Source organism: Mesorhizobium sp. L48C026A00, assembly GCF_000502375.1.
Classification (GTDB): Bacteria; Pseudomonadota; Alphaproteobacteria; order Rhizobiales; family Rhizobiaceae; genus Mesorhizobium; species Mesorhizobium muleiense.
On record NZ_AYWU01000033.1, the window covers coordinates 58,695 to 85,645 of the forward strand.

A 26,951-nucleotide genomic window follows, 5' to 3' on the forward strand; every position below is an offset into this window, starting at 1 on the left:
TTTGGGCCAGCACAAGGCGAGGCCGATTTGCGCTCCCGTTGTTGCTTGAGGATGTGGGACCGGACTGGTGGCTCCCGAGAACCGGAACGGAGCGTAACGTTTGGGTATATGAGTACCGGAAGCACCAGGAAACCGCCCTTCGCAGGCATCAATATCGATCATACCTATCCAAACACGTGGACCACCACCGTCAGCCAAAAGGCCGTGGTGACGACCGCGCAGGCGGTGGCGATGGTCATCTGGTTCGATGCCAGCGCCTGGCCGGTGTTGAACTGCGTCGCAATCAGGTAGGAATTCACCCCGGATGGCAGCGCGGCGGCCACGACCGCGACTTTCGCCGACAGCGGCGGCAGGCCAAGCAGCCAGACCAGGCCGAGCGCGACGGCCGGCATCAGCATCAGCTTCAGCGCCGACAGCGCCAGCGCCGGCCGCACATTGCCGGAGATGCCGAAACGGCACAGGCCCAGCCCCATGGCAAACAGCGCGACCGGTCCGGCGATGTTGGCCAGCGCATCGACCAGCCGGACGGCCAGCGCCGGCAATGGCAGGCCGGTAATACGCCACACCCATCCGGCCAGGATGCCGATGATCAGCGGATTGGAGAGCAACTTTCGAAAGAAGCGCCGGATGATGCGCAGCGGATGCACATGCTCGTCGCCGCGGCCAAAGATCTCAAACAGGATGATCGATGCCATGATCATCGTCGGCAGATGCACGGAAATCAGCAGCGACAGCACTTCGAATCCACTTGGCCCGAATGTGCCGAGGAAGAACGGGATGCCGAGCAGGACGAGGTTGGAAAAAGCCGACGACACGCCGCCGACGACCCCGGCACGCGCGTCGCGCCCGAACACCCGGGTGATGACCAGGTGGCCTGCGGCCCACGTCACTGCGGCAGCCGTAAAATAGGCGCCCCAGAACAACCAGGGCGCGGTGCCATGGAAATCGGCGTTGACCATGGTGCGGAACAGTAGCAGCGGCATCGCCACCCCGACGGCGAATTCGGCGATGGCCCCACCCGCCTCGGCCTTCAGATAGCCGGTGAGCCCGGCCAGATAGCCGAGCGCGACAAGGCCGAAGACAAAAAGGACGGTTTCGATGAGTGGGGACATTTTTCCCCTGATAGGCGAGCCGGGATCTGAGCGCAACCGCCCCGCCTTGCAAAGCGGTCCGTTCTCGCAAACAGCCGGGATAGGTGATGCCTTGTTTTTCAGCCGGCTTTGCCGTCCCTATATGCGGTCACCGGAAGCCACCTCCGGTGACCGGAAAAGGACGCCTGATGCTTCGATCTGTGCTGGCTCTATTGCTGCTCGTCATTCCCGCCGCGGCCCACGCGACCGAAGCCGGCTGGGCGCTGTTGCGCGACGGCGGACATGTGGTGCTGCTTCGCCATGCCATGGTCACCGGCACCACCGATCCGGCGAATTTCGACATCGAGAAATGCGCCACCCAAGTCAATCTCTCGGTGCGCGGCAAGCAGCAGGCCCGCAAGATCGGCGCGCTTTTCGACGCCCGCGCGGCGCCGGTCGAGCGCGTGCTGTCCAGCCGCTATTGCCGCGCCCTCGACACGGCTCGCACCGCTTTCAGAGAAGAGCCCGAACCCTTCGCTCCGCTTGACCTGCTGAAGACCGACGCCAGCGAGAAAGCCGCCCAGCTCGAGGCGATCATGAACGAGATCAGCGCCTATTCCGGCTCCGACAATGTGGTCATGGTCACCCATCTGGAGAATATCATGGCGCTCACCGGCATCTCGCCGCGCGAAGGCGAAGCCGTGATCGTCGAGCCGCAAGGCGACGGCCTGCGCGTGCTCGGCCGCGTCACTTTCTAATCTGCGCTGGAGCCAGTTGAAGCGTTCGCCAGTGGTGAAATCTAACGCTGGTACCCTAAGTGGAGTACCGGTTCCGACCCCTAGCGGAAGCTCGTTCGTTCGGCCTCGGCCGAATTTACGCAGATGACCCAAAGCGGACGTTTGCGACACCCATCAGAGATCTCGGCTTAGCGCCCCTAAAGTTCCACCCTTAGCGGCAGTTAGTTTAAGGCACCTGGCGTTAGATGTTTCACACTTGCAGCCACGCTTCGATACGGAGCTTCCATCCCTCGATCATCTGCGCGAAAGCCTCCTCCGTCAGTTCGGACAGATACGATATTCCTGCCGCGTTCAGGGCAGTGAACGTGTAGCAATCGACGCCTCCGTGCCTCCGTCAGCGGTCGGGCGGCAGGCCACCTCGACAAATCCGAAACGCGTATCCGGCGTCACCCGGACATAGCGGATGCGATGCGCCACGGGGTCCCAGTCCGTGCAGGCCCAGAGCGTGGTCTCATCACCGTGAGCGGTCCTGAAGACCATGCCCTGGCGCGTCTCCCCGTCTTGTGGATGCAGAAACTCCGGATCCCAGCCGTCCACCCACAGGGTCTCCCCAGTCGGCGTGAACAGCGGAAAGACGCGGTCGATCGGCCCCGAAAGCACGATGCTGTGGCTGCGCTCAAGATGGTTGGTCATCCCCCTCCCCGGCGATTTCCACCAGACCGTGGCTGTCCGCTGCGCCCAGCTCCATTCCGTAGATGCGCTTCAATTGGCCGATTGTTCCCAGGGTCGTCGGAGAAAACGGCGTCTGGCCTTCGAAGGCATGCAGCACGATGCCTTCGATGAGTTCACCCAGGCTCATGTCGCGATGCTCGGCCAAGGCCTTGAGCACCTTCACCAATCGTTTTTCGAGGCGAACCCCGGTCTGCACGCGTTCGATGGTGGTCATAGGATTTCCGTACCATGGTACACTGGTACATGCAATGACCAGAGATTGGATGGTTGCGGCATATCGCCGGGAGGGTCGCCAACGGCTCTTCTTGCGTTTACGGAGTGGGTATCCCATCTGCGCCCGGCGTTCAGGCCTTTTCCTGCCCGGAAAAACCGACTAGACAGCGCGCAAACACCAGCGGACAGATTCCGCCCGCAACCGAAGGAAAAGCCCTTGTCCACCACGTTCGACAAAGTCGCCAAGATCATCGCCGACACCAGTGAGATCGATATCGACACGATCACCCCTGAAAGCCACACCATCGACGATCTCGGCATCGACAGCCTCGACTTCCTCGACATCGTCTTTGCCATCGACAAGGAATTCGGCATCAAGGTGCCGCTGGAAAAGTGGACGCAGGAGGTCAATGACGGCAAGGCCTCGACCGACGATTACTTCGTCATGAAGAACCTATGCGCCAAGATCGACGCCCTGGTCATGGCAAAGAACGCCTGAAATGGCTTGTCTTCTAGCCTGACCCACAACAGCCGCCCCATGAACCCTCGCCCATGAGCTCTCACGACGTCGTCATATCAGGCATCGGCCTTGTCTCTTCGCTGGGAGAAGGCCCGGATGCGCATTGGCGCAAGCTCGTCCAGCCCGGCCTGGAGCCGGTGCTCGAAGCCGCCCGCTTCTCGCCCTACACCGTCCACCCGCTGCCGGAGATCGACTGGAACCTGCAGATCGCCAAGCGCGGCGACCAGCGGCAGATGGAAACCTGGCAGCGGCTCGGCACCTATGCCGCCGGCATGGCGCTGGACGACGCCGGCATCAAGGGCAATGACGACCTCTGCACGACGATGGACATGGTGGTGGCTGCCGGCGGCGGCGAGCGCGACGAGGCGGTCGACGCCGACATTCTCGCCGCTTCGGAAAGCCGCAACGACCGCGACGTGCTGCTCAACGAGAAACTGACCACCGAATTGCGGCCGACGCTGTTTCTGGCACAGCTTTCCAACCTGCTCGCCGGCAACATCTCGATCGTCCACAAGGTGACCGGCTCGTCGCGCACTTTCATGGGCGAGGAAGGTGCCGGCGTCGCCGCTGTCGAGACAGCCGCCGCGCGCATCCGCTCCGGCCAATCGACGCATATCCTGGTCGGCGGCGCGTTCCAAACCGAACATTCCGACATGCTGCTTGGCTATGAGTTGGCCGGCTACCTGCATCGCGGCCGCTGGAGACCGGTCTGGCAGAGACAGGGCCTGGACGGCGGCGGCGTGGTGACTGGATCAGGCAGTGCGTTTCTCGTCCTGGAACAGCGCGAGCACGCGATCAGCCGCGGGCGAAAGATCTATGCCGAACTCGGCCCGGTCGTATCCGGACGCGCCATACGCCGGCAGGGCGAGCTCGATGCCGAGATTGCCGCGCTGCTCAGCCAGGCGGCATTGCCGAACGGCGAGCTACTGACGATTTCAGGCGCTTCGGGTGCCCATGCCGCGACTGCTGCCGAGAAATCGGTGCTCGACGCCAATCCGGCGATTGCCGCACGCGGTTTTTCGACGCTGACCGGCCACATGAAGGAAGCGCAGTTTCCCTTCGCCGTGGCGCTTGCGGCACTGGCTGTCGAACGCAAGGCCGCCTACCCGGCTTTTGACGCCGCCACCGAGAAGCCGTTCAACGGCATTCCCAGGACCGTGCTTGCAACGGCGATCGGCTATCACCAATTCGAGGGCATGGCGTTGGTCAACGCCGCCTAGAGGGTTTTGGGACAAAAACATGGCCAATCTGAACGACCACATGGGCAGGCCGATCGTTGCCGTCACCGGCATCGGCGTGGTGACGTCGCTGGGCGTCGGCAAGGCCGACAATTGGGCAGCGCTCACCGCGGGCACGTCCGGCATCCATCCGATAACCCGCTTTCCGGTCGACCATCTGAACACCCGCATCTCCGGCACGGTCGATTTCCTGCCGTCGAGCTCCAAGGGCGCTTCCCTTCTTACCTACGACCTCGCCGAGATCGCCGCGCAGGAAGCCGTGGCCGAAGCCGGCCTAGATTGGGGCGATTTCGGCGGACCGCTTTTCCTTGCCTCGCCGCCGGTCGAGCTCGACTGGAGCGAGCGCTTTTCACTCTACAATTCCGACAAGCACGACGTCGGCGCCGAACGGCTGCTTCGCGTGGCGCGCGGCTTGAAGGGGCTCGATGTTTTCGAGACCACCCAGTTCGGTTCGATCGCCGACCGGCTCGCCGACCGTTTTGGCACGCGCGGCCTGCCGATCACGCTGTCGACGGCCTGCGCATCGGGCGCCACCTCGATCCAGCTCGGCGTCGAGGCGATCCGCCGCGGCGAATGCGACCGAGCGCTGTCGATCGGCGCCGACGGCTCGGCGACGGCCGAGGCGCTGATCCGTTTCTCGCTGCTTTCGGCGCTCTCCACCCACAACGACATTCCCGAAAAGGCGTCAAAACCGTTTTCGAGGGATCGCGACGGTTTTGTCCTCGCTGAGGGTTCTGGCGCGCTGGTATTGGAATCGCTGGAGGCGGCACTCGCCCGTGGTGCAAACATTCTCGGCATCCTGCGCGGATGCGGCGAGAAGGCCGACGATTTCCACCGCACCCGCTCGAAGCCGGACGGCTCGCCGGCGATCGCGGCGGTTCGCGCCGCGCTCGCCGATGCCGGCTTGGGCGAGGACGAGATCGATTATGTCAATGCCCATGGCACCTCGACGCCGGAAAACGACAAGATGGAGCATTTGTCGCTGTCGACCGTGTTCGGCGAGCGGATCGGCTCGATGCCGATCTCGTCGAACAAGTCGATGATCGGCCACACGCTGTCGGCCGCCGGCGCCGTCGAGGCGGCGTTTTCGCTGATGACCATGCGCGAAAGCGTCATCCCGCCGACCATCAATTACGACAATCCCGATCCGGCGATCGTGCTCGACGTGGTGCCGAACCAGAAGCGCAACGCCGAGGTCGGCACGGTGCTGTCGAACTCCTTCGGCTTCGGCGGCCAGAACACCTGCCTTGTCATGGCGCGGGAACCAGTCTAAGCGACCGTTCTTCGTCAACAGAACCGACAGGCCCAATGCGCGCTTTGCAACTTATCGAGGACCGCCGCCTTGAAACGGTGGACCTGCCGCTTCCGCCGCAGCCTGCGCTGGGCGAAGTGACGCTGCGCATCAAGGCCGTGGCGCTCAACCATATCGACGTCTGGGGCTGGCGCGGCATGGCCTTCGCCAAGCGCAAGCTGCCGCTGGTCGTCGGCGCCGAATCCTCGGGCGAGGTCGAGGCGGTCGGCCCCGGCGTCTCCAGCCTTGTGCCCGGGCAACTTGTATCGATCTACGGCGCGCGCACCTGCGGGCTTTGCCGCGCCTGCCGCGAAGGCCGCGACAATCTCTGCGAGCATGTTTCGGGCGTACACGGCTTCCATCTCGACGGCTTTGCGCAAGAGAAGATAAACCTGCCGGCGCGCCTGCTGGTCCCTGCCCCGCCCGGCGTGACCGACGTTGGCGCCGCGGTCGCGCCCGTCACCTTCGGCACGGTCGAGCACATGCTGTTCGACAATGCCAGGCTGCAGCCCGGCGAAACCATCCTGATCCATGCCGGCGGCTCGGGCATCGGCTCCGCCGCGATCCAGCTGGCGAAGAAGATCGGCTGCACCGTGATCACCACGGTTGGCTCGAACGACAAGATCGACAAGGCGAAGGCGCTTGGCGCCGATCACGTCATCAACTATCGCGACGACCGTTTCGAAGGCGTCGTGCGCAAGCTGACGAAGAAGAAGGGCGTCGATGTCGTCTTCGAGCATGTCGGCGCCGACACCTTTGCCGCCTCGATGCTGTGCCTGAAACGCGGCGGCCGCCTGGTGACCTGCGGCTCGACCTCGGGAGTGTCGACGCAGATCAACCTGATGCAATTGTTCCAGCAGCAGCTGAAGCTGCTCGGCTCGTTCGGCTGTCGCATGCAAAACATGGCCGACGCCATGCAGAAAATGGCGGCGGGGCTGGTTTCTCCGGTTATCGACACCGAAGTCGGCTTCGACGGCATCGAGACCGCACTGAAGCGCATGGAAGGCCGCGACGTGTTCGGCAAGATCATCCTGCGCGTCGGCTAGACCATGATGCTGCTGTCTGAAAAAACCATGGTCTAGGAATGATCGGCAACGCCTTCAAGAAGCTCCGCCGGGACTTGGCGTTCCGCTACGGCAGGCGGCTGCGCCAGTTCAACTACTGGCTGCTGGCGCGCCTCGCGATGACGATGATTTGGCTATTGCGTCTGCTGCCGGTCGACAGCGCGCTCAATTTCGCCGACCGCGCCGCCCGCCGCATTGGTCCGTGGGTGGGTCGCCACAACGTCGCCATCGCCAATCTGCGCAAGGCTTATCCGAAAAAGAGCGACAAGGAGATCCAGGCCATCGCCTCCGACATGTGGGGCAACATGGCTCGCCTTGCCGCGGAATACATCTTTCTCGATGCCCTGTTCGACTACGATCCCGCCGCGACGAAACCGGGCCGCATCGAGGTCAAGGGGGTCGAGCACTTCGTGCAAATCGCCGGCGAGCAAAAACCGCATATCATCTTCACCGGGCATCTCGGCAATTTCGAGCTGCTTCCGGTGGCGGCAGCCACTTTCGGCATGAACATCACGGCGCTGTTTCGTCCGCCCAACAACCCTTACCTTGCCGACTACATCCTCTCGACTCGCCGCTCGACCATGGGCTCGCTCCTGCCCTCCGCGACCGGCGCTTCGTTCGCGCTGGCGGCCATCCTGGAGAAAGGCGGCAATATCGGCGTGCTCGTCGACCAGAAATTCTCGAGCGGGCTCGAAACGACTTTTTTCGGCCGCCCATGCGAGAGCAACCGGGTCCTGGGCACCCTGGCGCGGCACTATGACTGCGATGTCTATCCGGCGCGCTGCGTGCGCCTGCCGGGCAACCGCTTCCGGCTCGAGATCGAGGACAAACTGACCTTGCCGCGCACCGCCGGCGGCAGTGTCGACGTCCATGGCACCACCCAGCTGCTCAACGACGTGGTCGAGCGCTGGGTGCGCGAGGATCCCGGCCAGTGGATGTGGTTCCACAAGAGATGGGAAATCAGCGGCCCGCGCGGGAAGCACAAGCGGGCGAGGAACCGCGGCGAAGCCGCCTGAGTAGAAGTGAGTGACAGCAATTATGCTATTGTTGGCAATGTTCTAATTGCGCCACCGACCCCGCCCGGTTGCCGAGGCGGGTTTTTGTTTAGTCACCGATCGCTCGGTGGCCTGTCCTGGCAAGACCAATCAGCCAACCGAGGCGGCGCCATAGCGAAGCCCATCCACCAGCAAGCCAACCATCCGTCGTGCCTGGTCGGGGCCTCCGCCATAGCGGTCTGGTGAGCAGAGCCTGGCAATCGCGAACAATAGTTCTTTCGCATCAACGTCCGAGCGAACGTCGCCCGCTTCGGTCGCGGCATCCAGCAAGGTCTGTAGCGCGGGCCGAAGTTTCTCAAGAAAATACAGCGGCAAGGACTCATATGCCGGATCGCCGGAGGAGAAGGCCGCGGCGAGTCCACGCTTGGCAGCGATAAAGTCCACGTAACGCTGCATCCATCGGGCGAGCGCTTCGCCGGGTTCATATTCGGCGGCAATGGCGGATGCAGCATTTGCGCAGGCATCCACTTCGTTACGGAAGACCGCCACGATCAGGTCCGAACGCTGCGGAAAATGCCGATAAAGCGTACCCACGCCAACGCCGGCCTTATCGGCGATCTCTCGCACCGGAGCATCGACCCCCGAAGCCGCAAACACTGCCATTGCTGCTTCGAGCAGCGCCTTGGAGTTGCGTTGCGCGTCCGCACGCACGCGCCGATCCGTCGAATTTACGGGCTCCAAGCCACCACCCCGCTCCTCCGATTTGTCGTCCATGATTTTTCCACTTGATAAACGGAACGATGTTCCGTATAAAACGGAATGCAGTTCCGATTGGGAAAATTAGCACAGCATGGCGCCGTTGCCTACACGTCGATGCAAAAAGAGGAGATCACCATGCGGGTCAAACCTATTGCCCTGGTCACTGCGGCCAACAAGGGAATCGGCCTCCAGATCGCCAGGGATCTGGCGACGCACGGCCTCACCGTGCTCGTAGGGTCGCGCAAGCTCGAGCATGCGGAGACGGCTGCAAAGAGCATCGGCGCGGATGCCCGCGCCGTCCAACTCGATGTCACGAAACAGGCCTCGATTGCCGCCGCGGCAAAGCGCATCCGTAACGAGTTCGGTCGCCTTGACGTCCTGGTGAACAATGCAGGCACTTCCGATGCGGGAAAGCAGGGCATCTCGCATGCGGCGTCCCTCGACGAGGGACGCGCAGTGTTCGAGACCAACGTGTTCGGCGTCGTCGCCGTTACGCAGGCGATGTTGCGGCTGCTTGGTGAAGCGCCGGCGGCACGCATCGCCAGCGTCGACCCGTCCAGTCCACAGCGCGCATTGTTCGGCCCTGTTTACAGCCCCTCGGAGACTGCCCTCGATGCGCCGACGCTCGCCTTCGCCATCGAATTTGAGGCCGCTGGCGCCGACGCTGCCTGCTCCGGCTTCACTTCGACGAACCTCAACAAATTCGAGGGCACCCTTACGGCCGAACGGGCCGCGTGAGCCCTTCGCCTCGCGCTCCTCGACGCGAACGGTCCGATGGGCACGTTTCCCGAGCCAGGACGGGCCGTCCGTGCGGCGGTCTCGTCCCGATTGCTGGCGCCGGGAGAGTGGCGGCGCACCTTGGCTCCGGTGCCAATCGAGCCCGCATCCTGATCTGCGATCTTGGGGCGGGTCGAGAAGGTCTATTGAGACTGGTACCGGAAAGCCGCGACAAAGGCCGCAAACGCCGGCGTTTGATTGCGCCGGCTGGGGTAGTAGAGATGATAGCCCTGGAAGGTCGGGCACCAGTCGGCAAGGACTTCCTCGAGCCGACCACTCACAACATAGGGCTGAACAAGATCCTTCGGTGCATAGACCAAACCAATGCCGTCGAGGGCCGCGTCAAGCGCCGGCGCGATATTGTTCAGGGTCAGCTGGCCGTCCACACGGACGCTGAACTCGCGTCCGCTCTTCCTGAATTCCCAGGCATATAACGCGCCTGAGCTGGGAAGCCGCAGGTTGATGCAGTTGTGGTCGGTCAAGTCCTGAGGGCTTTTCGGCGCGGCCCGACGAGCGAAATAATCGGGTGAGCCGACGACGGCATAGCCGACATCGGGACCAATGCGAACGGCCACCATGTCGCGGGCGATTGCCTCGCCAAGTCGAACACCGGCATCGAACTGACGCTCGACGATGTTGGTGAAGCCGTTGTCGACAATGAGCTCCACGTTGATGTCCGGGTAGTCTCGCAGGAACGCTGGCAGCCTGGGGCGAAAGACCAGATTGACGGCATCATCGGGGCACACGATACGGATCTGGCCCGAGGGCTGGCCGCGCAGGGCGCTGATCGCGCTGATCCCGGCGGCAATGCTTTCGAAATGCGGCTCGATGCTTTCGACGAGGCGTTCTCCGGTCGCCGTGGGCGCCACATCGCGGGTCGTGCGAGAGAGCAGACGGACGCCAAGCCGTTCCTCCATTGCCCTGATCGTATGGCTGAGGGCCGATCGGGTAACACCCAATTTGGCCGCCGCTTGCGTAAAACTGCGCTGCCGAGCGACCTCAAGGAAGGCTCGCATCTCACTGAACTCGTCACGCGGCATTGGTGAGCTCCGTTCACTACGACATGCAGATTATAGCTGCTAGTCTGACAAGACCAGCCCGGCTACCTAGTCTGTCGACGGACAGGAGCGCACGAATGGCTATCGAACTGACACTGGATGACACGCTGGCGGCTGAAGGGGCGGTAACGCCATGGGCCGCCGTCACCTGCCTGTCGCTTTTGACCTTTCTCCTGGTCGGCCTAGAATTCATGCCGGTGAGCCTGTTGACTCCGATTGCGCAGGACCTGGCCATCTCGGAAGGCCAGGCCGGACAGGCGATCGCCGTGTCGGGGCTCTTTGCCGTGATCACCAGCCTGTTCGGCAACGCGCTCCTGGCCAAGCTCGACCGGAGAACGGTCGTCCTGCTCTACACGGCAGTGCTGGTCGCATCGAGTTTGGCTATTGCCCTCGCTCCCAACTTCCTGGTTTTTCTGGCCGGACGGGCCCTGGTCGGGATCGCGATCGGCGGCTTCTGGTCGCTCTCCACGGCCATTTTGGCGCGCCTGGCCCCAGGCTCCGACCTGCCCAAGGCGATCGCCCTGCTGCAGGGCGGAACTGCATTGGCGATCGTCATCGCCGCACCGCTCGGGAGCTTCCTCGGCGAATTGATCGGGTGGCGGGGCACCTTCTTCGTCACAGTCCCAGTCGGCCTCGCGGCGCTCATCTGGCAGTTCGCCGTTCTGCCGAAGATGCCGCCGATGGAGGCCGTTTCGGTATCCAGCATGTTCCGTCTGCTGCGCAATCGGACATTCACCATCGGCATGGCCGCAACTGGGCTCGCATTCATGGGAATGAATTCGCTATCGATCTATCTGCGCCCGTTCCTTGAAAGCGTCACCGGCCTCGACGTGAACGTCCTGTCGCTGGTGCTGCTGGGCCTCGGCTTGGGAGGCCTGGCGGGACTGTCCATCGCCGGCTTTGTTCTCCGGCGAAACCTCACCGCCGTGCTGATCGGGCTGCCGAGCGCGCTTGCGCTCCTCGCGCTGCTCCTGATCGCAGTGGGACCGGTGCTTTGGGCCACGGCTTCGCTTCTGGTTCTTTGGGGGCTGTTCAACACCCCGATTCCGGCGGCGTGGGGTACATGGATGGCTCAGATCATTCCCGACGATCTTGAAGCTGGAGGCGGGCTGCAGGTCGCATTGATCCAGTTCGCCATCGCCGGCGGCGCTTCCGCGGGCGGCATGCTGTTCGACACTGCCGGCTGGTGGAGCGCCTTCCTGCTCGCCGCCGCCCTGCTAGCGGGCTCAGCCCTGCTCGCCGCTGCCGCCAGCCCTCGCGCTGCTGCGGTGCAGAACCTTTGATCGCGGAGGGACAGCGCCCGGACAGCGCCCCCCTCTGTCCTGCCGGACAGAGGGGGCGCGAAGGATCACTACAGAGCGCTTTTATTCTGAACCGCCGCATTCTTGGCTGGGCTGGGCATTGCTGCGCTGCCCGACTTCCTTACCGACGTGCCGATCGCGGAGGGTACATTGAGACAAGTGATGGCGGATTATCCCTCGCCAGAGGCGGGGATCTATGTGGTGCGGCCACCTGGCGGGATTGCGCCCAGAAAGGTGCGTGCGCTGATTGACATCCTCATCGAATGATTCGGCGCCCGTTGAGCGCAATCATTGCGACCTTCGGGTGGTGATCGCGGCGCAACGGCGAGAAAGCGCAGCCAACACCGGTCCCTTCGCCATCTCGGGCCACAATCTCGATGGACCTAGAGCGGGTGGTTTTAGCCGCATTTCTGCGACGCCAGGACTCGGTCAAAGCATTGCCTCATCGGCCGTAAGTGCATGCTCTCGCGTGCCGGAGACGATGATCTCCAGGACCTCATGCTCGTCGGTGTTTTTGATGTAGCGATCGCCCACGTTCTCGCCGCGCTTAAGCACCATCACGCGGTCGCCCACAGCGAAGATGTCAACGAGGCGGTGGGAGATGATGATCTGGGCAACGCCCTGCTTTTTCAGTTCCAGCATGGTTTCGAGCAACCGCTCGGTCGCCATCACCGAGAGATTGGCGGTCGGCTCATCGAGTATCACCACGCGCGGCTGAAAGGAGATAGCGCGGGCAATAGCCACCGATTGCTGGCGGCCGCCCGAAAGGCTCTCGACCTTTTGATAGACGGAGTTCACGTCGACCTTGAGCCGCTTCAGCACACTGTCGGCTTCCGCGTACATTTTCCGCCGATTGACGAAAAGGCCCCTGCGCGGCCAACGGCCAAGAAAGATATTCTGACCGACATCCATATTCCCGCAAAGAGCGAAATCCTGGTAGATCATCTCGATGCCGGCGTCGCGGCTTTCGTGCGGGCTCTTGAAGTGCACCGGCTGCCCGGCGACGAAGATCTCGCCGCCGGAGTCGCGCTGGTAGGCGCCGGTCAGGATCTTCATCAGCGTCGACTTGCCGGCCGAGTTGTCGCCGACGAGGCCCAGGATCTCGCCGGGATAGAGCACGAGGTCGACATTGCGGAGCGCCTGCACCGCACCGAAGGCTTTTTCGATGCCCCGCATTTCTACGATCGGTGCAGGCCTGGTCGCGTCAAGCATGGGTGGTTTCCGCCGTTCTTGTGCGCCGCGCGAGGCGCGCCCGCAGGCGGCCGAAGATGTTGGCCTGGCGCACCCAGATGTCGATCAGCACCGCCACGATCAGGATGCCACCGATGAAGACGTTGATCCAGTGCTGCGGCATGGTGAAACCCTGTACGTTGAGCTGCAGCAGCGCCCGGATCAGGGTGATCACCGCCGCCCCGGCGAGCGCCCCGATCACGGTGCCGTAGCCGCCGAAGATCGAACCGCCGCCGATGATCACCGAAGCGATGGCGTCGAGCTCGCGGAACTGGCCGGCCACCGGGTTGAAGCTGCGGAAGTAGGCGACGTTGATGATCCCGGCCATTGTCGCGCAGAGCGCCGCCAGCATGAGCGCGAAGAACCGCACCCGGTTGGTGTTGATCCCGGCATAAGCGGCGGCGCGAATGTTGCCGCCGGTCGCATAGACCTTCTGCCCGAACGGCATGTAGGCGAGCACGACGCCGGCAATGAGGGCGACCAACAGCATCCAGATGGTCTGGACGCTCACCACCTCGGCGATCGAGCGCAGCAGCCCGTCCGGCAGCGAGATGCGGTAGTGCAGCAGGATGTCGTTCACCTTGCGGCCAAGCAGGTTGTAGCCCTCGGGCCAGCCGGTGAGCTGCTGCCCGGCGACGAACCAGGCGGCGAGGCCGCGGGCGATGTAGAACATGCCGAGCGTGGCGATGAAGGCCGGCAGCTTGAAGCCGACGGTGACGATCGCGTTGACGAGGCCGGCGCACATGCCCGCCAGCAGGCCCATCGCCACGGCGGTCACGGGGTCGGCGCCGAGGACCTTGAGGAAATAGGCGGCTGTGCTGCCGGCGAGGGCAAGCACCGCCCCGACGGAGAGGTCGATATCGCCGGCGGCGATGACGTAGGTGAGCCCGATGGTGATCAGCGCAAGCTCGGTGTAGTTGAGCAAGATAGCGAAGCTGTTGGACAGGTTCCACCAGTAGTCCGGCCGGAGCGCGAGGCCGGTCAGCCACAGGAGCGCGGTCAGGATGATGGCGAGCGCGTCGCGCCGGGCGAGGAGCTTGCCTAACCCGGTGGCCGACAACGCCATGTCGGCCGCCATCGCGCCCTTAGTCTGCACCCCCTCGATCGCGATGCCGCCGATCTCGTAGGCCGGTGGCGGCGGCCGGCCGCGGAGCCAGGCCCAGAGGCGCCCTGCGACCTGGCGGCGGATGAGATAGGGCTCGATGAGCACAGCGACGACGAGTAGCAGCCCGAGGAACACCGGCACCGCGCCGACCGGTAGCGAGAAAACTGCGTTGACCGTGATCTCCTCGTCGCCGATCTTGATGATGCGCGTGATCGGCCAGCCCTCGCGCAATACCTTGTCGAGCAGCACCACCAGAAGGGCGCCAAGGCAGGATCCGGCGACCCGGCCGCGGCCGCCGAGGATCGAGGCGCCGCCGATGATCACGGCGGCAATGACGGTCAGTTCACCGCTGACGCCGTAGAGCGGCGTCACGCCCTTGTCCTGCGCAGCTGACATCAAGCCGGCCAGCGCCGCGCAGAGCGAGGAGATCAGGAAGGCTCGGATGCGCACCCAGTTGGTCGGGATGCCGGCATAGGACGCCGCCTGCTCGTTGCCGCCGGTGGCGAAGGTCTCGTAGCCCCAGCGCGTCTTGGCAAGCACATAGGCGCCGATCACGGCGACAACGAGGAAGATCACGATCTGGTTGTTGAAGCCGAGGAGGTTGGTCTCGCCGAGGTGAAAAAAACCCGGATAGCCGGTCGCCTTGGCAGGGTAGTAGATCGCCTGGCCGTGAGTGAGCGCCAGCACGAAGCCGCGGCCGATGAAGAGGACGGTCAGCGTGGCGATGAACGCCGGCACCTTCAGGATGGTGACGAGCACGCCGTTGATCAGCCCGATCAGCGTGCCGAGCAGCAGGCAGAGGATCGCCGACGTGACGACGCCGAGGTCAAGGAAGTTCGGCGCGAACAGCCTGGCAAAGACGACGGCGACTAGGCCGTAAGTTGAACCGACCGAAAGATCGAGGTCCTTATTGACGATGACGAAGGTCACTCCGACCGCGATGATGGCAACCCGCGAGGTGTCGCGGAGCAGCGAGTGAAACGCTCCTGTTGACCCGAAGAACGCGGGATTGACGAGAGCGCCGCCGAGATAGAGCAGCAAAAGCAAGGCAACGAGCCCCACCTCCCAGCCGCCGACAATCTGGGACGGCGCACGGCCGAGCGATGTGGTCGCGGTAAGCGCCATGGTCTCTTCTGGTCGATTTCCTGCTGCCGCATTGCGGGAGAGCCTGCACTCTCCCGCAATGATTTCAGACGTTCCGAGTGGACTCAGTTCTCGAAGCGCTTGCCGACCTCCTCGACGGTCTCCTTCGTCACCAGTTGGGCGCGTGTGTCGAGGTTGGCCGCCGCGATGCCGCGGTCGATCTCCAGATAGAGCTGCATGACCGGCCAGAAGCCCTGCAAGAAGGGCTGCTGCCCCAGCGCGCCGGTCAGATCGCCGCTCTTCATCGCGTCCTGCTGGGCCGGGCCGAGGTCGAAACCGTAGGCGCAGATCTTGCCGGTCATTCCTGTCTGAGCGACGGCCTTGGCAAGCGCCGGCGTGAACACGTTGTTGCCGGCGAACGCGCCTACGACATCGCCGCGCGATTCGAACAGCGTCACGATGCCGTTCACCGGGTCATTCGGATTGGTGTCTATACCGGTGTTCTCCGGACCCGCGTCGACCTTGAAGGCATCAAGCTTGCCGGCATCCTTCAAGCCCTTGACGATGGCGTTGAAAGCCGAAGTGACGCGGTTGTTCACCTCGATGTTGCCCATTGCGGTCGACGACGGCAGGACGATCGAACCCTTCTCTATACCCTTGTCCGCGAGGCACTTGACGAGCGCCTCGCCGGCGATTGCGGCAGCGGAGGCGTCCTGGCCGGTGTGGCCGATGCCGCTGCGGTTGAGGATCGTGCCGTCAAAGGAATTGGTCGTAGCGACCGGTATGCCCTTCGCCTCGGCGGCCTTGACGATGTCGTTATAGGCGCCGACCTGGGGCGTTGTCATGATCAGCCCGTCGATCGTCGGATCCTGCACGATCTGGTTCAGGATTTCGATCTCGCGGGCAGGGTCGTCAGTCGGCGATTCCGAGCCGAGCAGCAGGACCTTGGCGCCGATCAGGTTGCCGGCGACGGTCGCGCCGACGTAGACCGGATCGAAGAAGCCATTGCCGGCAGTGTGTGTCACGATAGCGAATGTGAGGTGACCATCGGCCGAATGGAAGTCCTTGGTACCGGGGGCCTCCTTTGCGGCTTCTTCGAAGCTGTAGCCGCCGACCGCCTTGTCGACGCCGCCCGATTGTGCGTAAGCGTTCGATACGCCGAGCGATAACGCCGCGGCACATGCCGCGAGCGAGAAAATACGTTTCATGATTATCCTCCCTTGCAACCAACGGTCGGAAGCCGTTCGGGCGCATTTATTCAGGATTCCGAATGCTCCCTCCCACCCCGTATATTCTGCCCAAAGTCTGCCCACGTAAATAGTGCTAGCGCGACGCGGTGTCAGACAGACGAGGAGACTTGGTGTATTGTGATCCCTACCTGGGCCGCATTTCAAAAGGGAGCGACACGGAGAGCACCAAAAAAGTTTCACAAACGCGTAGGGAGGATACCGCGATGAATCTGCGACCAGACCCCACATTCTATCCGTCACCTAGGCTGGCTATGGAAGGGCCGCCGGAAACTCTGGCCTACACGTTGATGCTTAGCCCGGACTTCTCGCAACCCGACGGTTTGGCTGTGGTGAATGTCGATCCAAATTCGCCGGATTTCGGCAAGATCGTCCACACTGTGATCATGCCAAACAAGGGCGATGAGTTTCATCACTTCGGCTGGAATGCGTGTTCTTCGGCGCTATCACCACTGACTGGCCACGCCTTTTTGGAGCGTCGTTATCTGATCATTCCGGGCATTCGTTCGTCGCGCATCTACATAATTGATGTGAAGGGCGGGCCGACAGCCGCCAAGATTCACAAGATCATCGAACCCGCAGAAGTCTTTGCCAAGACGGGCTATTCCCGCCCGCATACGATCCACTGCGGACCCGAGGGCATTTATGTCTCGACCCTCGGCGGCGGCGGCAAGGACGGTACCGACGGTCCTCCGGGCATTTTCATCATGGATTGCCAGACCTTCGATGTCATTGGCCGCTATGAGATAGATCGTGGCGCCCAGGACAAGCACTACGATTTCTGGTGGAACCTGCCGCGCGACTACATGGTCAGTTCCGAATGGGCCCTGCCGCCGCAGTTCGAAAACGGCATCGTCCCTGAGGATCTACTGTCCAACAAGTACGGCCACCGCATGCATTTGTGGGATCTGCGTGCGCGTAAGAACATTCAGACGATCGATCTGGGGGCCAATCACCAAATGGCGCTTGAAATCCGCCCGGCGCATGATCCAGTCCAGCAATACGGCTTCTGCGGCGTTGTAGTCGATACCACCAATCTCGAAGGCTCGATCTGGACTTGGTGGCGCGACGCGGATGGCAAGTTCCAGGCCAAGAAGACGGCGGTCATCCCGCCTCAACCGGCCAATGCCGACGATCTGCCGGATCTTTTGAAGGGTTTCTCGGCGGTGCCCCCGCTGGTCACCGACATCGACCTCAGCCTCGACGATAAATATCTCTATGTGGCTTGTTGGGGTACGGGTGAAATGCATCAATACGATGTCAGCGACCCGATGAAGCCGGTTCTGGCGGGCAAGGTCGAACTGGGTGGGATCGTCAAGAAGACCAAGCACCCCTGTGGCAAGGTCTTCGGCTATGGGCCACAGATGGTCGAGATTAGCCGCGACGGCAAGCGTGTCTATTGGACCAATTCGCTCTATTCGACCTGGGACGATCAGTTCTATCCCGGTGAGCGCGGCGGGGCGATGGTGAAGGCCGATGTTGGCGCCAATGGTGGCCTGACGCTCGACACCAACTTCTTCGTCGAGTTCCCCAAAGGCTATCGAACGCACCAGATCCGACTTGAAGGCGGCGACTGCTCTACCGACAGTTTCTGCTACCCATCGGCCTAGGTGTCGCCCGAACTCCTTTCGACCACAGCCGGCCTCTGGTTTGCTGTGGTCGCCAGCGGGATTTACCATGGCGTAAACCCGGGTATGGGCTGGCCGCTTGCTGTTTCGGCCGCCCTGATGGAACGGCGAGCCTATGCGCTGCCGGGCGCACTTCTGGCGCTGGCGTTCGGGCATCTTGTCGCCATGACGGTGGTCCTCTTGCCCTTCGCGCTGATGACCATGCTGGTTGATTGGCAAACCGAGATCCGCGTTGGCGCAGGTCTAATTGTCGTCGCGCTCGGAGTCTGGCTGCTCTTCAACCGGCGGCATCCTAGATTTCTGGCGCGCGTGCCGCCGTCGCGACTGGCGCTCTGGTCCTTTCTCGTCGCCGTCGCGCATGGCGCCGGCCTGATGCTGGTGCCGATCTACCTCGGCCTGTGCGGCGTCGTTGAAACGGATGCCGGGCACCGTGCCGCGACCGCCCTCATTGCACGAACTGCAGCGCTCTCGATCGGCGTGGCAGCGGTCCACACCGGCGCGATGATCACTGCGGGCGGCGCTTTGGCCTTCGGCGTCTATCGGTGGCTGGGATTAAGGTTTCTTTCGAAAAGCTGGTTTGATCTAGATGTGATCTGGGCGCTAAGTCTAGTTCTGGTCGGGGCGATCGGCGTGTTTTCCGCGCTCTAGTTGGTCACCACGATCCGCGTGTTGCGGAAGCCGGCTTGCCGCACCATCGAATAGAAGGCGGCGGCATTGGACGGGTGCAGTCGCACGCAGCCATGCGACGCTGGGCGCCCGAGAGATTTTACTGCGCCGGTGCCATGGATGGCATAGCCGCCGCGGTAGAACACCGAATGAGGCATCGGCGACATGTCGTATTTGCGCGAATACCACATCCGTGCCGTTCGTTGCGGCCGGTAGCTGCCGCGCGGCGTGATATAGCCTTTGCGCGCCGTGGATACGCGCCATCGGTAGACCGCCCGGCCGTATCTTACAGTCATCGTCTGCGATGACACATCGATCCTTGCAACCAGCTTGGCTGCCCAGCCCTCGACCGAAGAACCGAACAGCATCGTTGCCAGTGCCGCTGCCATGAGAACGGTCTTTTTCATGCGATCAAACCCCTTTGATTGCCCTTGCCTGCCTGCCTTCACGCTATTCTTCATCCTTTAATCGCAAGTGAATGAGGTAACCACACACCTCTGACGAATTCACCAATCCAAAGCAGCGAATTTGAACGATTTCCCGCGATAGTTGCCGTGGCGACATGTAACCACATAACTAGGGCGCGACCCGCCAACAGGCTTGCCAAAACGCACCGTTGGCTGCTCAATTCGTCGAATGAAAGAACTCCTGCTGAAAGCGGTCGATGATCGGGTCGACGACCTGGTCGCGCTGACCGCGGACCTGATCCGCTTTCCGACTATCAACCCGCCCGGCGAGGCCTATCGGCCATGCGCCGAATACGTCGGATCGCGGCTGAAAAAGCGCGGTTTCGAAGTCGAATTCATCCGCGCCGAAGGCACGCCCGGCGACACCGACCGCTACCCGCGCGTCAACGTCGTCGCCCGCTTCGATGGCCGCTCGCCGGGCGCCTGCGTGCATTTCAACTCGCATATCGACGTGGTCGAAGCCGGCGACGGCTGGAGCCTCGATCCCTTCGCCGGCATCGTCAGGGATGGCAAGGTCTATGGCCGCGGCGCCTGCGACATGAAGGGCGGCCTGGCCTCCTCGATCATCGCCGCCGAAGCCTTCATGGAGGTGTTCCCCGACTTTCCCGGCGCCATCGAGATTTCGGGCACGGTCGACGAGGAGTCCGGCGGCTTCGGCGGCGTCGCCCATCTGGCCAGGCTCGGCTATTTCTCCACGCCGAAGGTCGACCACGTCATCATCCCCGAGCCGTTGAACAAGGATCGCATCTGCCTTGGCCATCGCGGCGTCTGGTGGGCGGAGATCGAGACCAAGGGCGAGATCGCGCACGGCTCGATGCCGTTCCTCGGCGACAATGCGGTGCGCCATATGGGCGCCGTGCTAAGGGCTTTCGAGGACGAGCTGTTCCCGGCGCTCGACCGCAAGGTCACGCGCATGCCGGTCGTGCCCGACGGGGCAAAGCGCTCGACCATGAACATCAACTCGATCCATGGCGGCCAGACCGAGGATTTCCGGCCCAGCCTGCCCTCGCCCAATGTCCCCGATTCCTGCCGGCTGACCATCGACCGCCGCTTCCTGCTCGAAGAGGACCTTGGCACGGTCAAGAGCGAGGTGACCGATATCCTCGACCGGCTGAAGCGCGAGCGCAAGAAATTCGACTACGAGATCCGCGATCTCATGGAGGTGCTGCCGCTGATGACCGAGCGCGATGCGCCGGTGGTCAAGGCGGTGGCGCAGGGCATCATGGAGATATTCGACCGCGAGCCCGACTACGTGATCTCGCCCGGCACCTACGACCAGAAGCACATTGCCCGCATCGGCCACATCTACGACTGCATCGCCTATGGCCCGGGCATTCTCGACCTCGCCCACAGGCCCGACGAATGGGTGGGGATATCAGACATGGTCGAATCGGCCAAGGTGATGGCGATCGGGCTCAACGTGCTGCTGAGGGGCGCGGGCGCTCGGTAGCCGGTGATGGGCGGAAAAACATTCCTGCCGGCGCCGCCGGAAAGCACGAAACGCAATTTACTCCTTGGTGAAATCACGCTTCTATCCACCGGGTTTCGAGCATGTTTTTGAACATATCGGGAGTTGCACGATGAAATTGTGGAAAACCATTCTCACCGCTGCGGCCCTGGTGCTGGCCAACGGCGCTTCGGCGCTTGCCACGCGGACCGATCTGGTCATCGGCATCACGCTCGAACCTCCGCATCTCGATCCGACCGCAGGTGCTGCGGCGGCGATCGACGAGGTGCTTTACGCCAATGTGTTCGAGGGGCTGACCCGCATCGGCCCGGACGGCGAGGTGCTGCCGGCTCTCGCCGAAAGCTGGACCGTTTCCGACGACGGCAAGGTCTACACCTTCAAGCTGCATAGCGGTGTGAAATTCCATGACGGCACCGACTTCAATGCCGACGACGTCAAATTCTCGCTCGATCGCGCCCGTGCCGACAACTCCGTCAACGCACAAAAGGGCCTGTTCGCCGCCATCGATACGGTCGAAATGGTCGATCCGGCGACGGTCAGGATCACGCTGAAGAACCCGCAAAGTTCGTTCCTCTACAATATGGGCTGGGGCGACGCGGTCATCGTCGCGCCGGAGACAGCCGACACCAACAAGGAAACGCCTGTCGGCACCGGCCCGTTCAAGTTCCAGACCTGGGCCAAGGGCTCGTCAATCACGCTGATCAAGTCCGACGCCTACTGGGGTGCCCCGGTGTCCCTCGACAAGGCCGAGTTCCGCATCGTCACGGATGCCGCAGCCGCCGTTCCGGCGCTGCTTTCCGGCGATGTTCAGGCCTTCCCGTTCTTCGATCCCGACAGCGTCGCCCAGATCCAGGGCGACCCGCGCTTCAAGGTGGTGATCGGCGCGACCGAGGGTGAGACCATCCTTTCGATGAACAACAAGAAGCCGCCTTTCGACCGGCTGCAGGTCAGGCAGGCGATTTCGTTTGCGCTCGACCGCAAGGCGATCATCGACGGCGCCTCGGCCGGCCTTGGCGTGCCGATCGGCTCGCACATGTCGCCCGCCAACAAGGTCTATGTCGACCTCACCGGTCTCTATCCGCACAATGTCGAGAAGGCCAGGGAACTGCTGAAGGAAGCCGGCCTGGAGAACGGCTTCAAGGCGACGCTGAAACTGCCGCCACCCCCCTATGCGCGACTTGGCGGCGAGATCATCGCGTCGCAGCTTCGCGACGTCGGAATCGATCTGCAGATCGTGCCGGTGGAATGGGCGCAGTGGCTGGACCAGGTCTTCACCAAGAAGGACTACGACCTGACCATCGTTTCCCACACCGAGCCCAACGACATCGATATCTATTCGCGCAAGGATTATTACTTCAACTACGACAACCCGACCTTCGACAAGATCATCGCCGATCTGAACCTCACCTCCGATGAGGCCAAGCGCATGACGCTGCTCGGCGAGGCGCAGAAGATACTGGCCGACGATGCCGTGGTCGGCTTCCTCTACGAACTGCCGAAAGTCGGCGTCTGGGACGCCAAGCTCGAGGGTTTTTGGGCAAATGCGCCGATCCAGGCCAATGATTTGACCAAGGTGAAGTGGACGGAGTGAGGGGCTGCTGGCCAAAGGGGCGAAGCTTGCAGCCGGTGGCACTCCCCTCTGTCCTGCCGGGATGCCTGGCCCGAGCCGCAGCGCAATCGCTTCAGTTCTGCGCTGCCCCTCATCGCCCTGCCGGGTCCTTCTCCCCGTATAGTGACGGGGAGAAGGACGCCTTCGCAAAGGATTTCGCCGATCTCCAGCGTTGCAGAAGGGGTGCCAAGGTTGCGGCCAGCCCCCTTCTCCCCGTCGCTATACGGGGAGAAGGTGCCGGCAGGCGGATGAGGGGCGGCGCCGGCATGAACAATTGGCCGGTCGAGCGCTATCTTTTGTCTGTAGCAACTGTCCTGCCGAGGCCCGTGGCTCGGACCGGCGCGTCCGGCAGGACAGACGGGGACGTGAAAGAGCACTGTCGCCCGATCTTTGCAGGCAGCGCTGCGGTCCTCCCCCCATGACCACCTATCTCCTCAAGCGTCTTGCCATCGCCCTCATCACGCTGGTCCTGGCCTCGATGGTGGTCTTCGCCGTGCTGGAAATCATTCCCGGCGACCCGGCGCGGCTGATGCTGGGCATGAATGCCAGCGCCGACCAGGTCGAGTTGCTGCGCAACCAGATGGGCCTCAACGCGCCGCTTGCCGCGCGCTATCTGCACTGGGCCGGCGGCTTGCTGAGCCTCGATTTCGGTCGTTCCTACACCTATTCGGTGCCGGTCATCGACCTGGTCCGCGAGCGCATCGTGGTCTCGCTGCCGCTGGCCCTGATCGCGCTGGCGCTGTCCACCATCATCGCCATTCCGGTCGGGCTGTTTTCCGCCGGCCGGCACGGACGGGCCGGCGACACGATCGCGATGGGCGCCGCCCAGCTTGGTGTTGCCGTGCCGAACTTCTGGTTTGCGCTGATGCTGATCTACCTGTTTGCCGTCTGGCTGCGGCTGGTGCCGGCCGGCGGCTTTCCGGGATGGAGCGCCGGCGTCTGGCCGGCGCTGAAATCGCTGGTCCTGCCGGCGATCGCGCTCGCTCTGCCGCAGGCGGCGATCCTCGCCCGCGTCACCCGCTCGGCGCTGATCGAAGTGCTGAACGAGGACTATATCCGCACTGCCCGCGCCAAGGGTCTGCCCTATCGCGCGGTGCTGTGGCGGCACGCGCTGCGCAACGCAATGATCCCGGTGCTGACCATTCTCGGCCTGCAGTTCGCCTTCCTGCTCGCCGGCACCATCATCATCGAGAACGTCTTTTATCTCCCCGGCCTCGGCCGGCTGGTGTTCCAGGCGATCACCCAGCGCGACCTGATCGTCGTCGAAAGCATCGTCATGCTGCTGGTCGCCGCCGTCATCGCCGTCAACCTCCTTGTCGATCTCTCCTATGCGGTCGTCGATCCGCGGCTGAGAAGCCGCCAATGACGCTGCGCTTCGACATCCCGGAGGAAAATTTTGCCGACATCCTCGTCAAGGCTTTCACCAACCGCTCGTTCCTCACCGGCTTCGTCATCACTGCACTTGTGGCGGCGGTCGCCATCGTCTCGTTCTTCTGGACGCCTTTTGACGTCACCAGGCTGATCATCGCCGACAAGACCCAGGCACCCTCGCCGGCGCACTGGTTCGGCACCGATCATTTCGGCCGTGACATTTTTTCCATGATCATGGTCGGGGCCCGCAATTCGATCGCCGTGGCGCTGGTGGCGGTCGGTATCGGCATGGGCGTTGGCGTGCCACTCGGCGCCCTTGCCGCGGCGCGCGGCGGCGTCGTCGACGAGGCGGTGATGCGGCTGAACGATCTCGTCTTCGCCTTCCCTGCCCTGCTGTCGGCGATCATGATCACCGCCATCTTCGGCCCGGGCGCGCTCAACGCCATCATCGCCATCGGCATTTTCAACATCCCGGTCTTCGCCCGCGTCGCCCGGGCCGGCGCGCTGGCGATCTGGCCGCGCGAATTCATCCTCGCCGCGCGTGCCGCCGGAAAAGGCAAAGCACTGATCACCATCGAACACGTGCTGCCCAACATCGTTACTTTGCTCCTGGTACAAGGCACCGTTCAGTTCGCGCTCGGCATCCTGGCTGAAGCCGGGCTTTCCTATGTCGGGCTCGGCACACAGCCGCCGATGCCGAGCTGGGGGCGGATGCTGTTCGACGCCCAGACGCGCATGGGGATGGCGCCGTGGATGGCGATCTTTCCAGGCATGGCGATCGTCGTCACCGTGCTTGGACTGAACCTGCTCGGCGACGGTATTGCCGACATCCTCGACCCAAAATCGCGGCGGCAGCGATGAGCCTGCTCGAAATCGAGAAATTGTCGCTGACGATCGGCGACACGCCGATCCTGAGGGATGTCGAGCTCGCCGTCGCGCCCGGCGAGGTGATGGGGCTGGTCGGCGAATCCGGCTCGGGCAAGTCGATCGCGGCATTGACGGTGATGCGGCTTCTGCCCTGGGCGGCGCGCGCCAGCGGGCGCGTCGTCTTCGACGGCATCGACATCCTCGCGGCCAGCGAAGACCAGATGTGCGCGCTGCGCGGCGATGATATCGGCATGGTTTTCCAGGAGCCGATGACGGCGCTGAACCCGGTCAAGACGATTGGCGAGCAGGTTGCCGAAGGCATACGCTGGCACACCAGGGCAAGCCGCGCTGACGCCGAGGACCGCGCCCGAAAAATGCTCGACCGGGTCGGCCTGCCCGCAGCGCAATTTCCGCTGTCGCGCTATCCGCACGAGCTTTCCGGCGGCCAGCGCCAGCGTGTCGTCATCGCCATTGCCTGCGCGCTGAAACCAAAACTGCTGATCGCCGACGAGCCGACGACGGCGCTCGACGTCGTGCTGCAGGCGCAGATCCTCGACCTGTTGCGCGACCTGGTCGCAGAAAACCGCATGGGCCTGCTGTTGATCTCGCATGACCTAGCGGTGGTGACCGAAATGGCGGAGCGCATCACCATCCTGCGCCACGGCGAAGTGATGGAGGCCGGCGACACGGCGCGCACCCTGTCCGAGCAGCTTCATCCCTACACAAGACAACTGGCGCAGGCCTCGATGCATGTGCCGGCGCGTGCCAGGACGCACGAGGTCGGCCAAGACAACCCCCAGCTCCAGGCTGCCAAACCTCTTCTTCAAGGAGCCAAGCCTCTTCTTCAGGGAGCCAGACCTCTTCTTCAGGTAGAGAGCGTGACGCGGGACTATCCGGGACGGCGCAAATCGCTGCTGCAGCGCGCGGTTCCGACCCGCGCCGTCGACGATGTCTCGTTCTCGATCGATCCTGGGCAGTCTGTGGCGCTGGTCGGGCGTTCCGGTTGCGGCAAGTCCACGCTTGCCCGCATGGTCCTGGCGCTGGACGGGCCGACATCGGGAACGATCCGGTTTCGCGGCGAAGTCATCACCGGCAAGAGCGAGGCTGAGCTCAAGCCGGCGCGCCGCGACATGCAGGTGGTGTTCCAGGACCCTTACGGCTCCTTCGATCCGCGCCAGAAGGTGGAAAAACTGGTCGCCGAGCCACTGCATGTCCTGGAGAAAAGGCCGACCAATGCAGAGCGGCGCGAGATGGTGGCAAAGGCCTTGCACGAGGTCGGCCTTGGTCCACGCGACATGGACAAATACCCGCACGAATTTTCAGGCGGCCAGCGCCAGCGCCTGTCGATCGCCCGCGCCATCATCACCCGCCCCAAGCTGGTCGTCGCCGACGAGCCGGTCTCGGCGCTCGACGTCTCGATCCGCGCCCAGATTCTCGACCTGTTCGCCGAGCTCAACCAGAAGCTCGGCGTTGCCTATCTGTTCATCACCCACGATCTGACCGTTGCCCGCGCCATTACCGACCAGGTGATGATCATGCATGCCGGCAAGATCGTCGAGCGCGGCAGGACGAGCGACGTTCTCGACCATCCGCAGTCCGAAGCCGCCAAGGCGCTGGTCGCTGCGGCCCCGGACCTGCACCGCGCGATTGCCCGGCGGTTACAGGAACAGGGGTGAACAGCCGACCGTCGGGAGAGGCTTACTCTTCGGCCTTCACCACATCGGCCGGGCTGATGTCGAGCAAGTCGAGGGTGCGGCGCAAGAGCTGCATCTCTGTCCCGGCAAGTTGCGAATCGGCCTTGGCGATCTCGGCCATATGGCGGGCAAGCAGGCTGCGCCTCTCGACGTCGAGGTCACGGAACTGCGCGATGGCTTGCGAGCCGTTGGTCTCGTAGCCGAACTCGTTGAGATATTCGATGACGCTGTCGATGCTGGCTTCCGGAATGCCGAAGGCTTCCCGGCAGATGCGCCTGAAGGCGGCCATTTCGCTCTCGTTGACCGTGCCGTCGGCCAAAATCATGCGAAACAGCATCAGCAGTTCCGCCGACAGCACCGGATCGTCCGCGACCTTGCGCACGCCGGGGTCGCCGTCGAAGATCGAGCGTATCTGCTCCAGCAATGCGAATGCCATCAGCGACCCCTTTCCGATTCGTTGCAAATAGGTAGCGCGGAATCGGCCTTGCGCAAATGGTCGGCTGTGGTTCGACAGGGCAATCGCTTTCAGGTTTTGAATTCGGCTCCTCGCCCTTTTCCGGCCATTGGCGCTGCCCCTCACCTGCCTGCCGGCATCCTCTCCCCGTATAGTGACGGGGAGAGGGGCGCTCCCATCGAAGGTTTCGCCAATCACCAGCGTTGCAGAATGTTCACCGAGGTCGCCACCGCTGTCCAGTTGATAGATGGGTAACACTTTGAACCGGATACATGGGTTACAGTTTTCCCCCTGTCGTGTCCGCCGC

General features: G+C 63.1%; 26 protein-coding genes. 16 read left to right on the forward strand and 10 right to left on the reverse strand.

Annotation, left to right across the window (positions count from 1 at the left end; all coding sequences use genetic code 11):
* Positions 1-164 precede the first annotated feature (164 nt).
* On the reverse strand, positions 165-1,112 hold the full coding sequence (locus X738_RS75050) for an AEC family transporter (protein ID WP_023802970.1): 948 nt from the start codon (positions 1,110-1,112) through the stop codon (positions 165-167).
* A gap of 167 nt (positions 1,113-1,279) precedes the next feature.
* Here X738_RS75050 and X738_RS75055 point away from each other — a divergent pair, with 167 nt between their 5' ends.
* The gene (locus X738_RS75055; protein WP_023802971.1) at positions 1,280-1,828 is read left to right on the forward strand and encodes a histidine phosphatase family protein; all 549 of its coding nucleotides are present in this window, start codon (positions 1,280-1,282) and stop codon (positions 1,826-1,828) included.
* 330 nt (positions 1,829-2,158) lie between these two features.
* Here X738_RS75055 and X738_RS75060 read toward each other — a convergent pair whose 3' ends face one another.
* Both X738_RS75060 and X738_RS75065 read right to left on the reverse strand, forming a co-directional pair.
* Complete coding sequence (locus X738_RS75060) at positions 2,159-2,500, reverse strand: hypothetical protein (protein ID WP_023802972.1); 342 nt, start codon at positions 2,498-2,500, stop codon at positions 2,159-2,161.
* On the reverse strand, positions 2,484-2,753 hold the full coding sequence (locus tag X738_RS75065) for a hypothetical protein (protein WP_023802973.1): 270 nt from the start codon (positions 2,751-2,753) through the stop codon (positions 2,484-2,486). The genes X738_RS75060 and X738_RS75065 overlap by 17 nt, the downstream gene beginning before the upstream one ends.
* 216 nt (positions 2,754-2,969) lie before the next feature.
* Between X738_RS75065 and X738_RS75070 the strand changes: the two genes are divergently transcribed.
* The 5 genes from X738_RS75070 to X738_RS75090 are packed head-to-tail and all read left to right on the forward strand — an operon-like array spanning position 2,970 to position 7,881.
* Positions 2,970-3,251, forward strand: a complete 282-nt coding sequence (locus X738_RS75070) for an acyl carrier protein (protein WP_023802974.1) — start codon at positions 2,970-2,972, stop codon at positions 3,249-3,251.
* A 53-nt stretch (positions 3,252-3,304) separates the two neighbouring features.
* On the forward strand, positions 3,305-4,492 hold the full coding sequence (locus X738_RS75075; RefSeq protein ID WP_023802975.1) for a beta-ketoacyl-ACP synthase: 1,188 nt from the start codon (positions 3,305-3,307) through the stop codon (positions 4,490-4,492).
* A 19-nt stretch (positions 4,493-4,511) separates the two neighbouring features.
* On the forward strand, positions 4,512-5,783 hold the full coding sequence (locus X738_RS75080; RefSeq protein WP_023802976.1) for a beta-ketoacyl-ACP synthase: 1,272 nt from the start codon (positions 4,512-4,514) through the stop codon (positions 5,781-5,783).
* A 35-nt stretch (positions 5,784-5,818) separates the two neighbouring features.
* A complete protein-coding gene (locus X738_RS75085; RefSeq protein WP_023802977.1) occupies positions 5,819-6,847 on the forward strand; it encodes a zinc-binding dehydrogenase in 1,029 nt (342 codons plus the stop codon).
* Between the two features lie 38 nt (positions 6,848-6,885).
* Positions 6,886-7,881 (forward strand): lipid A biosynthesis lauroyl acyltransferase, encoded by a 996-nt coding sequence (locus X738_RS75090; protein ID WP_023802978.1) that lies wholly within the window; start codon positions 6,886-6,888, stop codon positions 7,879-7,881.
* A 129-nt stretch (positions 7,882-8,010) separates the two neighbouring features.
* Here X738_RS75090 and X738_RS75095 read toward each other — a convergent pair whose 3' ends face one another.
* Positions 8,011-8,634, reverse strand: a complete 624-nt coding sequence (locus tag X738_RS75095; protein WP_023802979.1) for a TetR/AcrR family transcriptional regulator — start codon at positions 8,632-8,634, stop codon at positions 8,011-8,013.
* A 120-nt stretch (positions 8,635-8,754) separates the two neighbouring features.
* On the opposite strand from X738_RS75095, the gene X738_RS75100 reads away from it, so the two are divergent.
* Positions 8,755-9,357, forward strand: a complete 603-nt coding sequence (locus tag X738_RS75100) for an SDR family NAD(P)-dependent oxidoreductase (protein ID WP_084833914.1) — start codon at positions 8,755-8,757, stop codon at positions 9,355-9,357.
* A gap of 182 nt (positions 9,358-9,539) precedes the next feature.
* Here the strand turns inward: X738_RS75100 and X738_RS75105 are convergent, their stop codons facing one another.
* Positions 9,540-10,436, reverse strand: coding sequence for a LysR family transcriptional regulator (locus X738_RS75105; protein WP_023802981.1), 897 nt, complete (start codon positions 10,434-10,436; stop codon positions 9,540-9,542).
* Positions 10,437-10,531: 95 nt separating this feature from the next.
* On the opposite strand from X738_RS75105, the gene X738_RS75110 reads away from it, so the two are divergent.
* Positions 10,532-11,737 (forward strand): MFS transporter, encoded by a 1,206-nt coding sequence (locus X738_RS75110; protein WP_023802982.1) that lies wholly within the window; start codon positions 10,532-10,534, stop codon positions 11,735-11,737.
* Positions 11,738-11,839: 102 nt separating this feature from the next.
* Positions 11,840-12,022: a LysR substrate-binding domain-containing protein gene (locus X738_RS0143865; RefSeq protein WP_031256575.1), complete on the forward strand. Its 183-nt coding sequence runs from the start codon at positions 11,840-11,842 to the stop codon at positions 12,020-12,022.
* A 162-nt stretch (positions 12,023-12,184) separates the two neighbouring features.
* Here X738_RS0143865 and X738_RS75115 read toward each other — a convergent pair whose 3' ends face one another.
* The 3 genes from X738_RS75115 to X738_RS75125 all read right to left on the reverse strand — a co-directional run bounded on the left by X738_RS75115 (position 12,185) and on the right by X738_RS75125 (position 16,381).
* Positions 12,185-12,967, reverse strand: coding sequence for an ATP-binding cassette domain-containing protein (locus X738_RS75115; RefSeq protein WP_023802984.1), 783 nt, complete (start codon positions 12,965-12,967; stop codon positions 12,185-12,187).
* Entirely contained in the window at positions 12,960-15,215 is a 2,256-nt protein-coding gene (locus X738_RS75120) for an ABC transporter permease (RefSeq protein WP_023802985.1), read from the reverse strand. The genes X738_RS75115 and X738_RS75120 overlap by 8 nt, the downstream gene beginning before the upstream one ends.
* 83 nt (positions 15,216-15,298) lie before the next feature.
* A complete protein-coding gene (locus X738_RS75125) occupies positions 15,299-16,381 on the reverse strand; it encodes a substrate-binding domain-containing protein (RefSeq protein ID WP_023802986.1) in 1,083 nt (360 codons plus the stop codon).
* 245 nt (positions 16,382-16,626) lie between these two features.
* Here X738_RS75125 and X738_RS75130 point away from each other — a divergent pair, with 245 nt between their 5' ends.
* Entirely contained in the window at positions 16,627-18,030 is a 1,404-nt protein-coding gene (locus tag X738_RS75130; protein WP_031256577.1) for a selenium-binding protein SBP56-related protein, read from the forward strand.
* A gap of 84 nt (positions 18,031-18,114) precedes the next feature.
* On the forward strand, positions 18,115-18,696 hold the full coding sequence (locus tag X738_RS75135; RefSeq protein WP_023802988.1) for a hypothetical protein: 582 nt from the start codon (positions 18,115-18,117) through the stop codon (positions 18,694-18,696).
* Here X738_RS75135 and X738_RS75140 read toward each other — a convergent pair.
* Entirely contained in the window at positions 18,693-19,121 is a 429-nt protein-coding gene (locus X738_RS75140; protein WP_023802989.1) for a L,D-transpeptidase, read from the reverse strand. The genes X738_RS75135 and X738_RS75140 overlap by 4 nt on opposite strands.
* A 229-nt stretch (positions 19,122-19,350) precedes the next feature.
* Here X738_RS75140 and X738_RS75145 point away from each other — a divergent pair, with 229 nt between their 5' ends.
* The 5 genes from X738_RS75145 (at position 19,351) to X738_RS75165 (ending at position 26,172) form a co-directional block, all read left to right on the forward strand.
* Positions 19,351-20,631, forward strand: coding sequence for an acetylornithine deacetylase/succinyl-diaminopimelate desuccinylase family protein (locus tag X738_RS75145; RefSeq protein ID WP_023802990.1), 1,281 nt, complete (start codon positions 19,351-19,353; stop codon positions 20,629-20,631).
* A gap of 130 nt (positions 20,632-20,761) precedes the next feature.
* Entirely contained in the window at positions 20,762-22,240 is a 1,479-nt protein-coding gene (locus tag X738_RS75150) for an ABC transporter substrate-binding protein (protein ID WP_023802991.1), read from the forward strand.
* Between the two features lie 436 nt (positions 22,241-22,676).
* Positions 22,677-23,624, forward strand: coding sequence for an ABC transporter permease (locus X738_RS75155; protein WP_023802992.1), 948 nt, complete (start codon positions 22,677-22,679; stop codon positions 23,622-23,624).
* Positions 23,621-24,490, forward strand: coding sequence for an ABC transporter permease (locus tag X738_RS75160; RefSeq protein ID WP_023802993.1), 870 nt, complete (start codon positions 23,621-23,623; stop codon positions 24,488-24,490). The genes X738_RS75155 and X738_RS75160 overlap by 4 nt, the downstream gene beginning before the upstream one ends.
* Positions 24,487-26,172: an ABC transporter ATP-binding protein gene (locus tag X738_RS75165; RefSeq protein WP_023802994.1), complete on the forward strand. Its 1,686-nt coding sequence runs from the start codon at positions 24,487-24,489 to the stop codon at positions 26,170-26,172. Before X738_RS75160 ends, X738_RS75165 begins: the two co-directional genes overlap by 4 nt.
* A 22-nt stretch (positions 26,173-26,194) precedes the next feature.
* Here the strand turns inward: X738_RS75165 and X738_RS75170 are convergent, their stop codons facing one another.
* Entirely contained in the window at positions 26,195-26,626 is a 432-nt protein-coding gene (locus X738_RS75170) for a TerB family tellurite resistance protein (RefSeq protein ID WP_023802995.1), read from the reverse strand.
* Positions 26,627-26,951 lie beyond the last annotated feature (325 nt).

What these genes read in the sequence shown, in the direction of transcription:
- X738_RS75140 (WP_023802989.1), bottom strand. Translation starts at nt 19,121, where the DNA reads ATGAAAAAGACCGTTCTCATGGCAGCGGCACTGGCAACGATGCTGTTC.
- X738_RS75115 (WP_023802984.1), bottom strand. Translation starts at nt 12,967, where the DNA reads ATGCTTGACGCGACCAGGCCTGCACCGATCGTAGAAATGCGGGGCATC.
- X738_RS75150 (WP_023802991.1), top strand. Translation starts at nt 20,762, where the DNA reads ATGAAATTGTGGAAAACCATTCTCACCGCTGCGGCCCTGGTGCTGGCC.
- X738_RS75050 (WP_023802970.1), bottom strand. Translation starts at nt 1,112, where the DNA reads ATGTCCCCACTCATCGAAACCGTCCTTTTTGTCTTCGGCCTTGTCGCG.
- X738_RS75105 (WP_023802981.1), bottom strand. Translation starts at nt 10,436, where the DNA reads ATGCCGCGTGACGAGTTCAGTGAGATGCGAGCCTTCCTTGAGGTCGCT.
- X738_RS75135 (WP_023802988.1), top strand. Translation starts at nt 18,115, where the DNA reads ATGGGCTGGCCGCTTGCTGTTTCGGCCGCCCTGATGGAACGGCGAGCC.
- X738_RS75080 (WP_023802976.1), top strand. Translation starts at nt 4,512, where the DNA reads ATGGCCAATCTGAACGACCACATGGGCAGGCCGATCGTTGCCGTCACC.
- X738_RS75145 (WP_023802990.1), top strand. Translation starts at nt 19,351, where the DNA reads ATGAAAGAACTCCTGCTGAAAGCGGTCGATGATCGGGTCGACGACCTG.
- X738_RS75055 (WP_023802971.1), top strand. Translation starts at nt 1,280, where the DNA reads ATGCTTCGATCTGTGCTGGCTCTATTGCTGCTCGTCATTCCCGCCGCG.
- X738_RS75165 (WP_023802994.1), top strand. Translation starts at nt 24,487, where the DNA reads ATGAGCCTGCTCGAAATCGAGAAATTGTCGCTGACGATCGGCGACACG.
- X738_RS75065 (WP_023802973.1), bottom strand. Translation starts at nt 2,753, where the DNA reads ATGACCACCATCGAACGCGTGCAGACCGGGGTTCGCCTCGAAAAACGA.
- X738_RS75095 (WP_023802979.1), bottom strand. Translation starts at nt 8,634, where the DNA reads ATGGACGACAAATCGGAGGAGCGGGGTGGTGGCTTGGAGCCCGTAAAT.
- X738_RS75130 (WP_031256577.1), top strand. Translation starts at nt 16,627, where the DNA reads ATGAATCTGCGACCAGACCCCACATTCTATCCGTCACCTAGGCTGGCT.
- X738_RS75060 (WP_023802972.1), bottom strand. Translation starts at nt 2,500, where the DNA reads ATGACCAACCATCTTGAGCGCAGCCACAGCATCGTGCTTTCGGGGCCG.
- X738_RS75090 (WP_023802978.1), top strand. Translation starts at nt 6,886, where the DNA reads ATGATCGGCAACGCCTTCAAGAAGCTCCGCCGGGACTTGGCGTTCCGC.
- X738_RS75100 (WP_084833914.1), top strand. Translation starts at nt 8,755, where the DNA reads ATGCGGGTCAAACCTATTGCCCTGGTCACTGCGGCCAACAAGGGAATC.
- X738_RS75160 (WP_023802993.1), top strand. Translation starts at nt 23,621, where the DNA reads ATGACGCTGCGCTTCGACATCCCGGAGGAAAATTTTGCCGACATCCTC.
- X738_RS75155 (WP_023802992.1), top strand. Translation starts at nt 22,677, where the DNA reads ATGACCACCTATCTCCTCAAGCGTCTTGCCATCGCCCTCATCACGCTG.
- X738_RS75170 (WP_023802995.1), bottom strand. Translation starts at nt 26,626, where the DNA reads ATGGCATTCGCATTGCTGGAGCAGATACGCTCGATCTTCGACGGCGAC.
- X738_RS75125 (WP_023802986.1), bottom strand. Translation starts at nt 16,381, where the DNA reads ATGAAACGTATTTTCTCGCTCGCGGCATGTGCCGCGGCGTTATCGCTC.
- X738_RS75075 (WP_023802975.1), top strand. Translation starts at nt 3,305, where the DNA reads ATGAGCTCTCACGACGTCGTCATATCAGGCATCGGCCTTGTCTCTTCG.
- X738_RS75120 (WP_023802985.1), bottom strand. Translation starts at nt 15,215, where the DNA reads ATGGCGCTTACCGCGACCACATCGCTCGGCCGTGCGCCGTCCCAGATT.
- X738_RS75085 (WP_023802977.1), top strand. Translation starts at nt 5,819, where the DNA reads ATGCGCGCTTTGCAACTTATCGAGGACCGCCGCCTTGAAACGGTGGAC.
- X738_RS75110 (WP_023802982.1), top strand. Translation starts at nt 10,532, where the DNA reads ATGGCTATCGAACTGACACTGGATGACACGCTGGCGGCTGAAGGGGCG.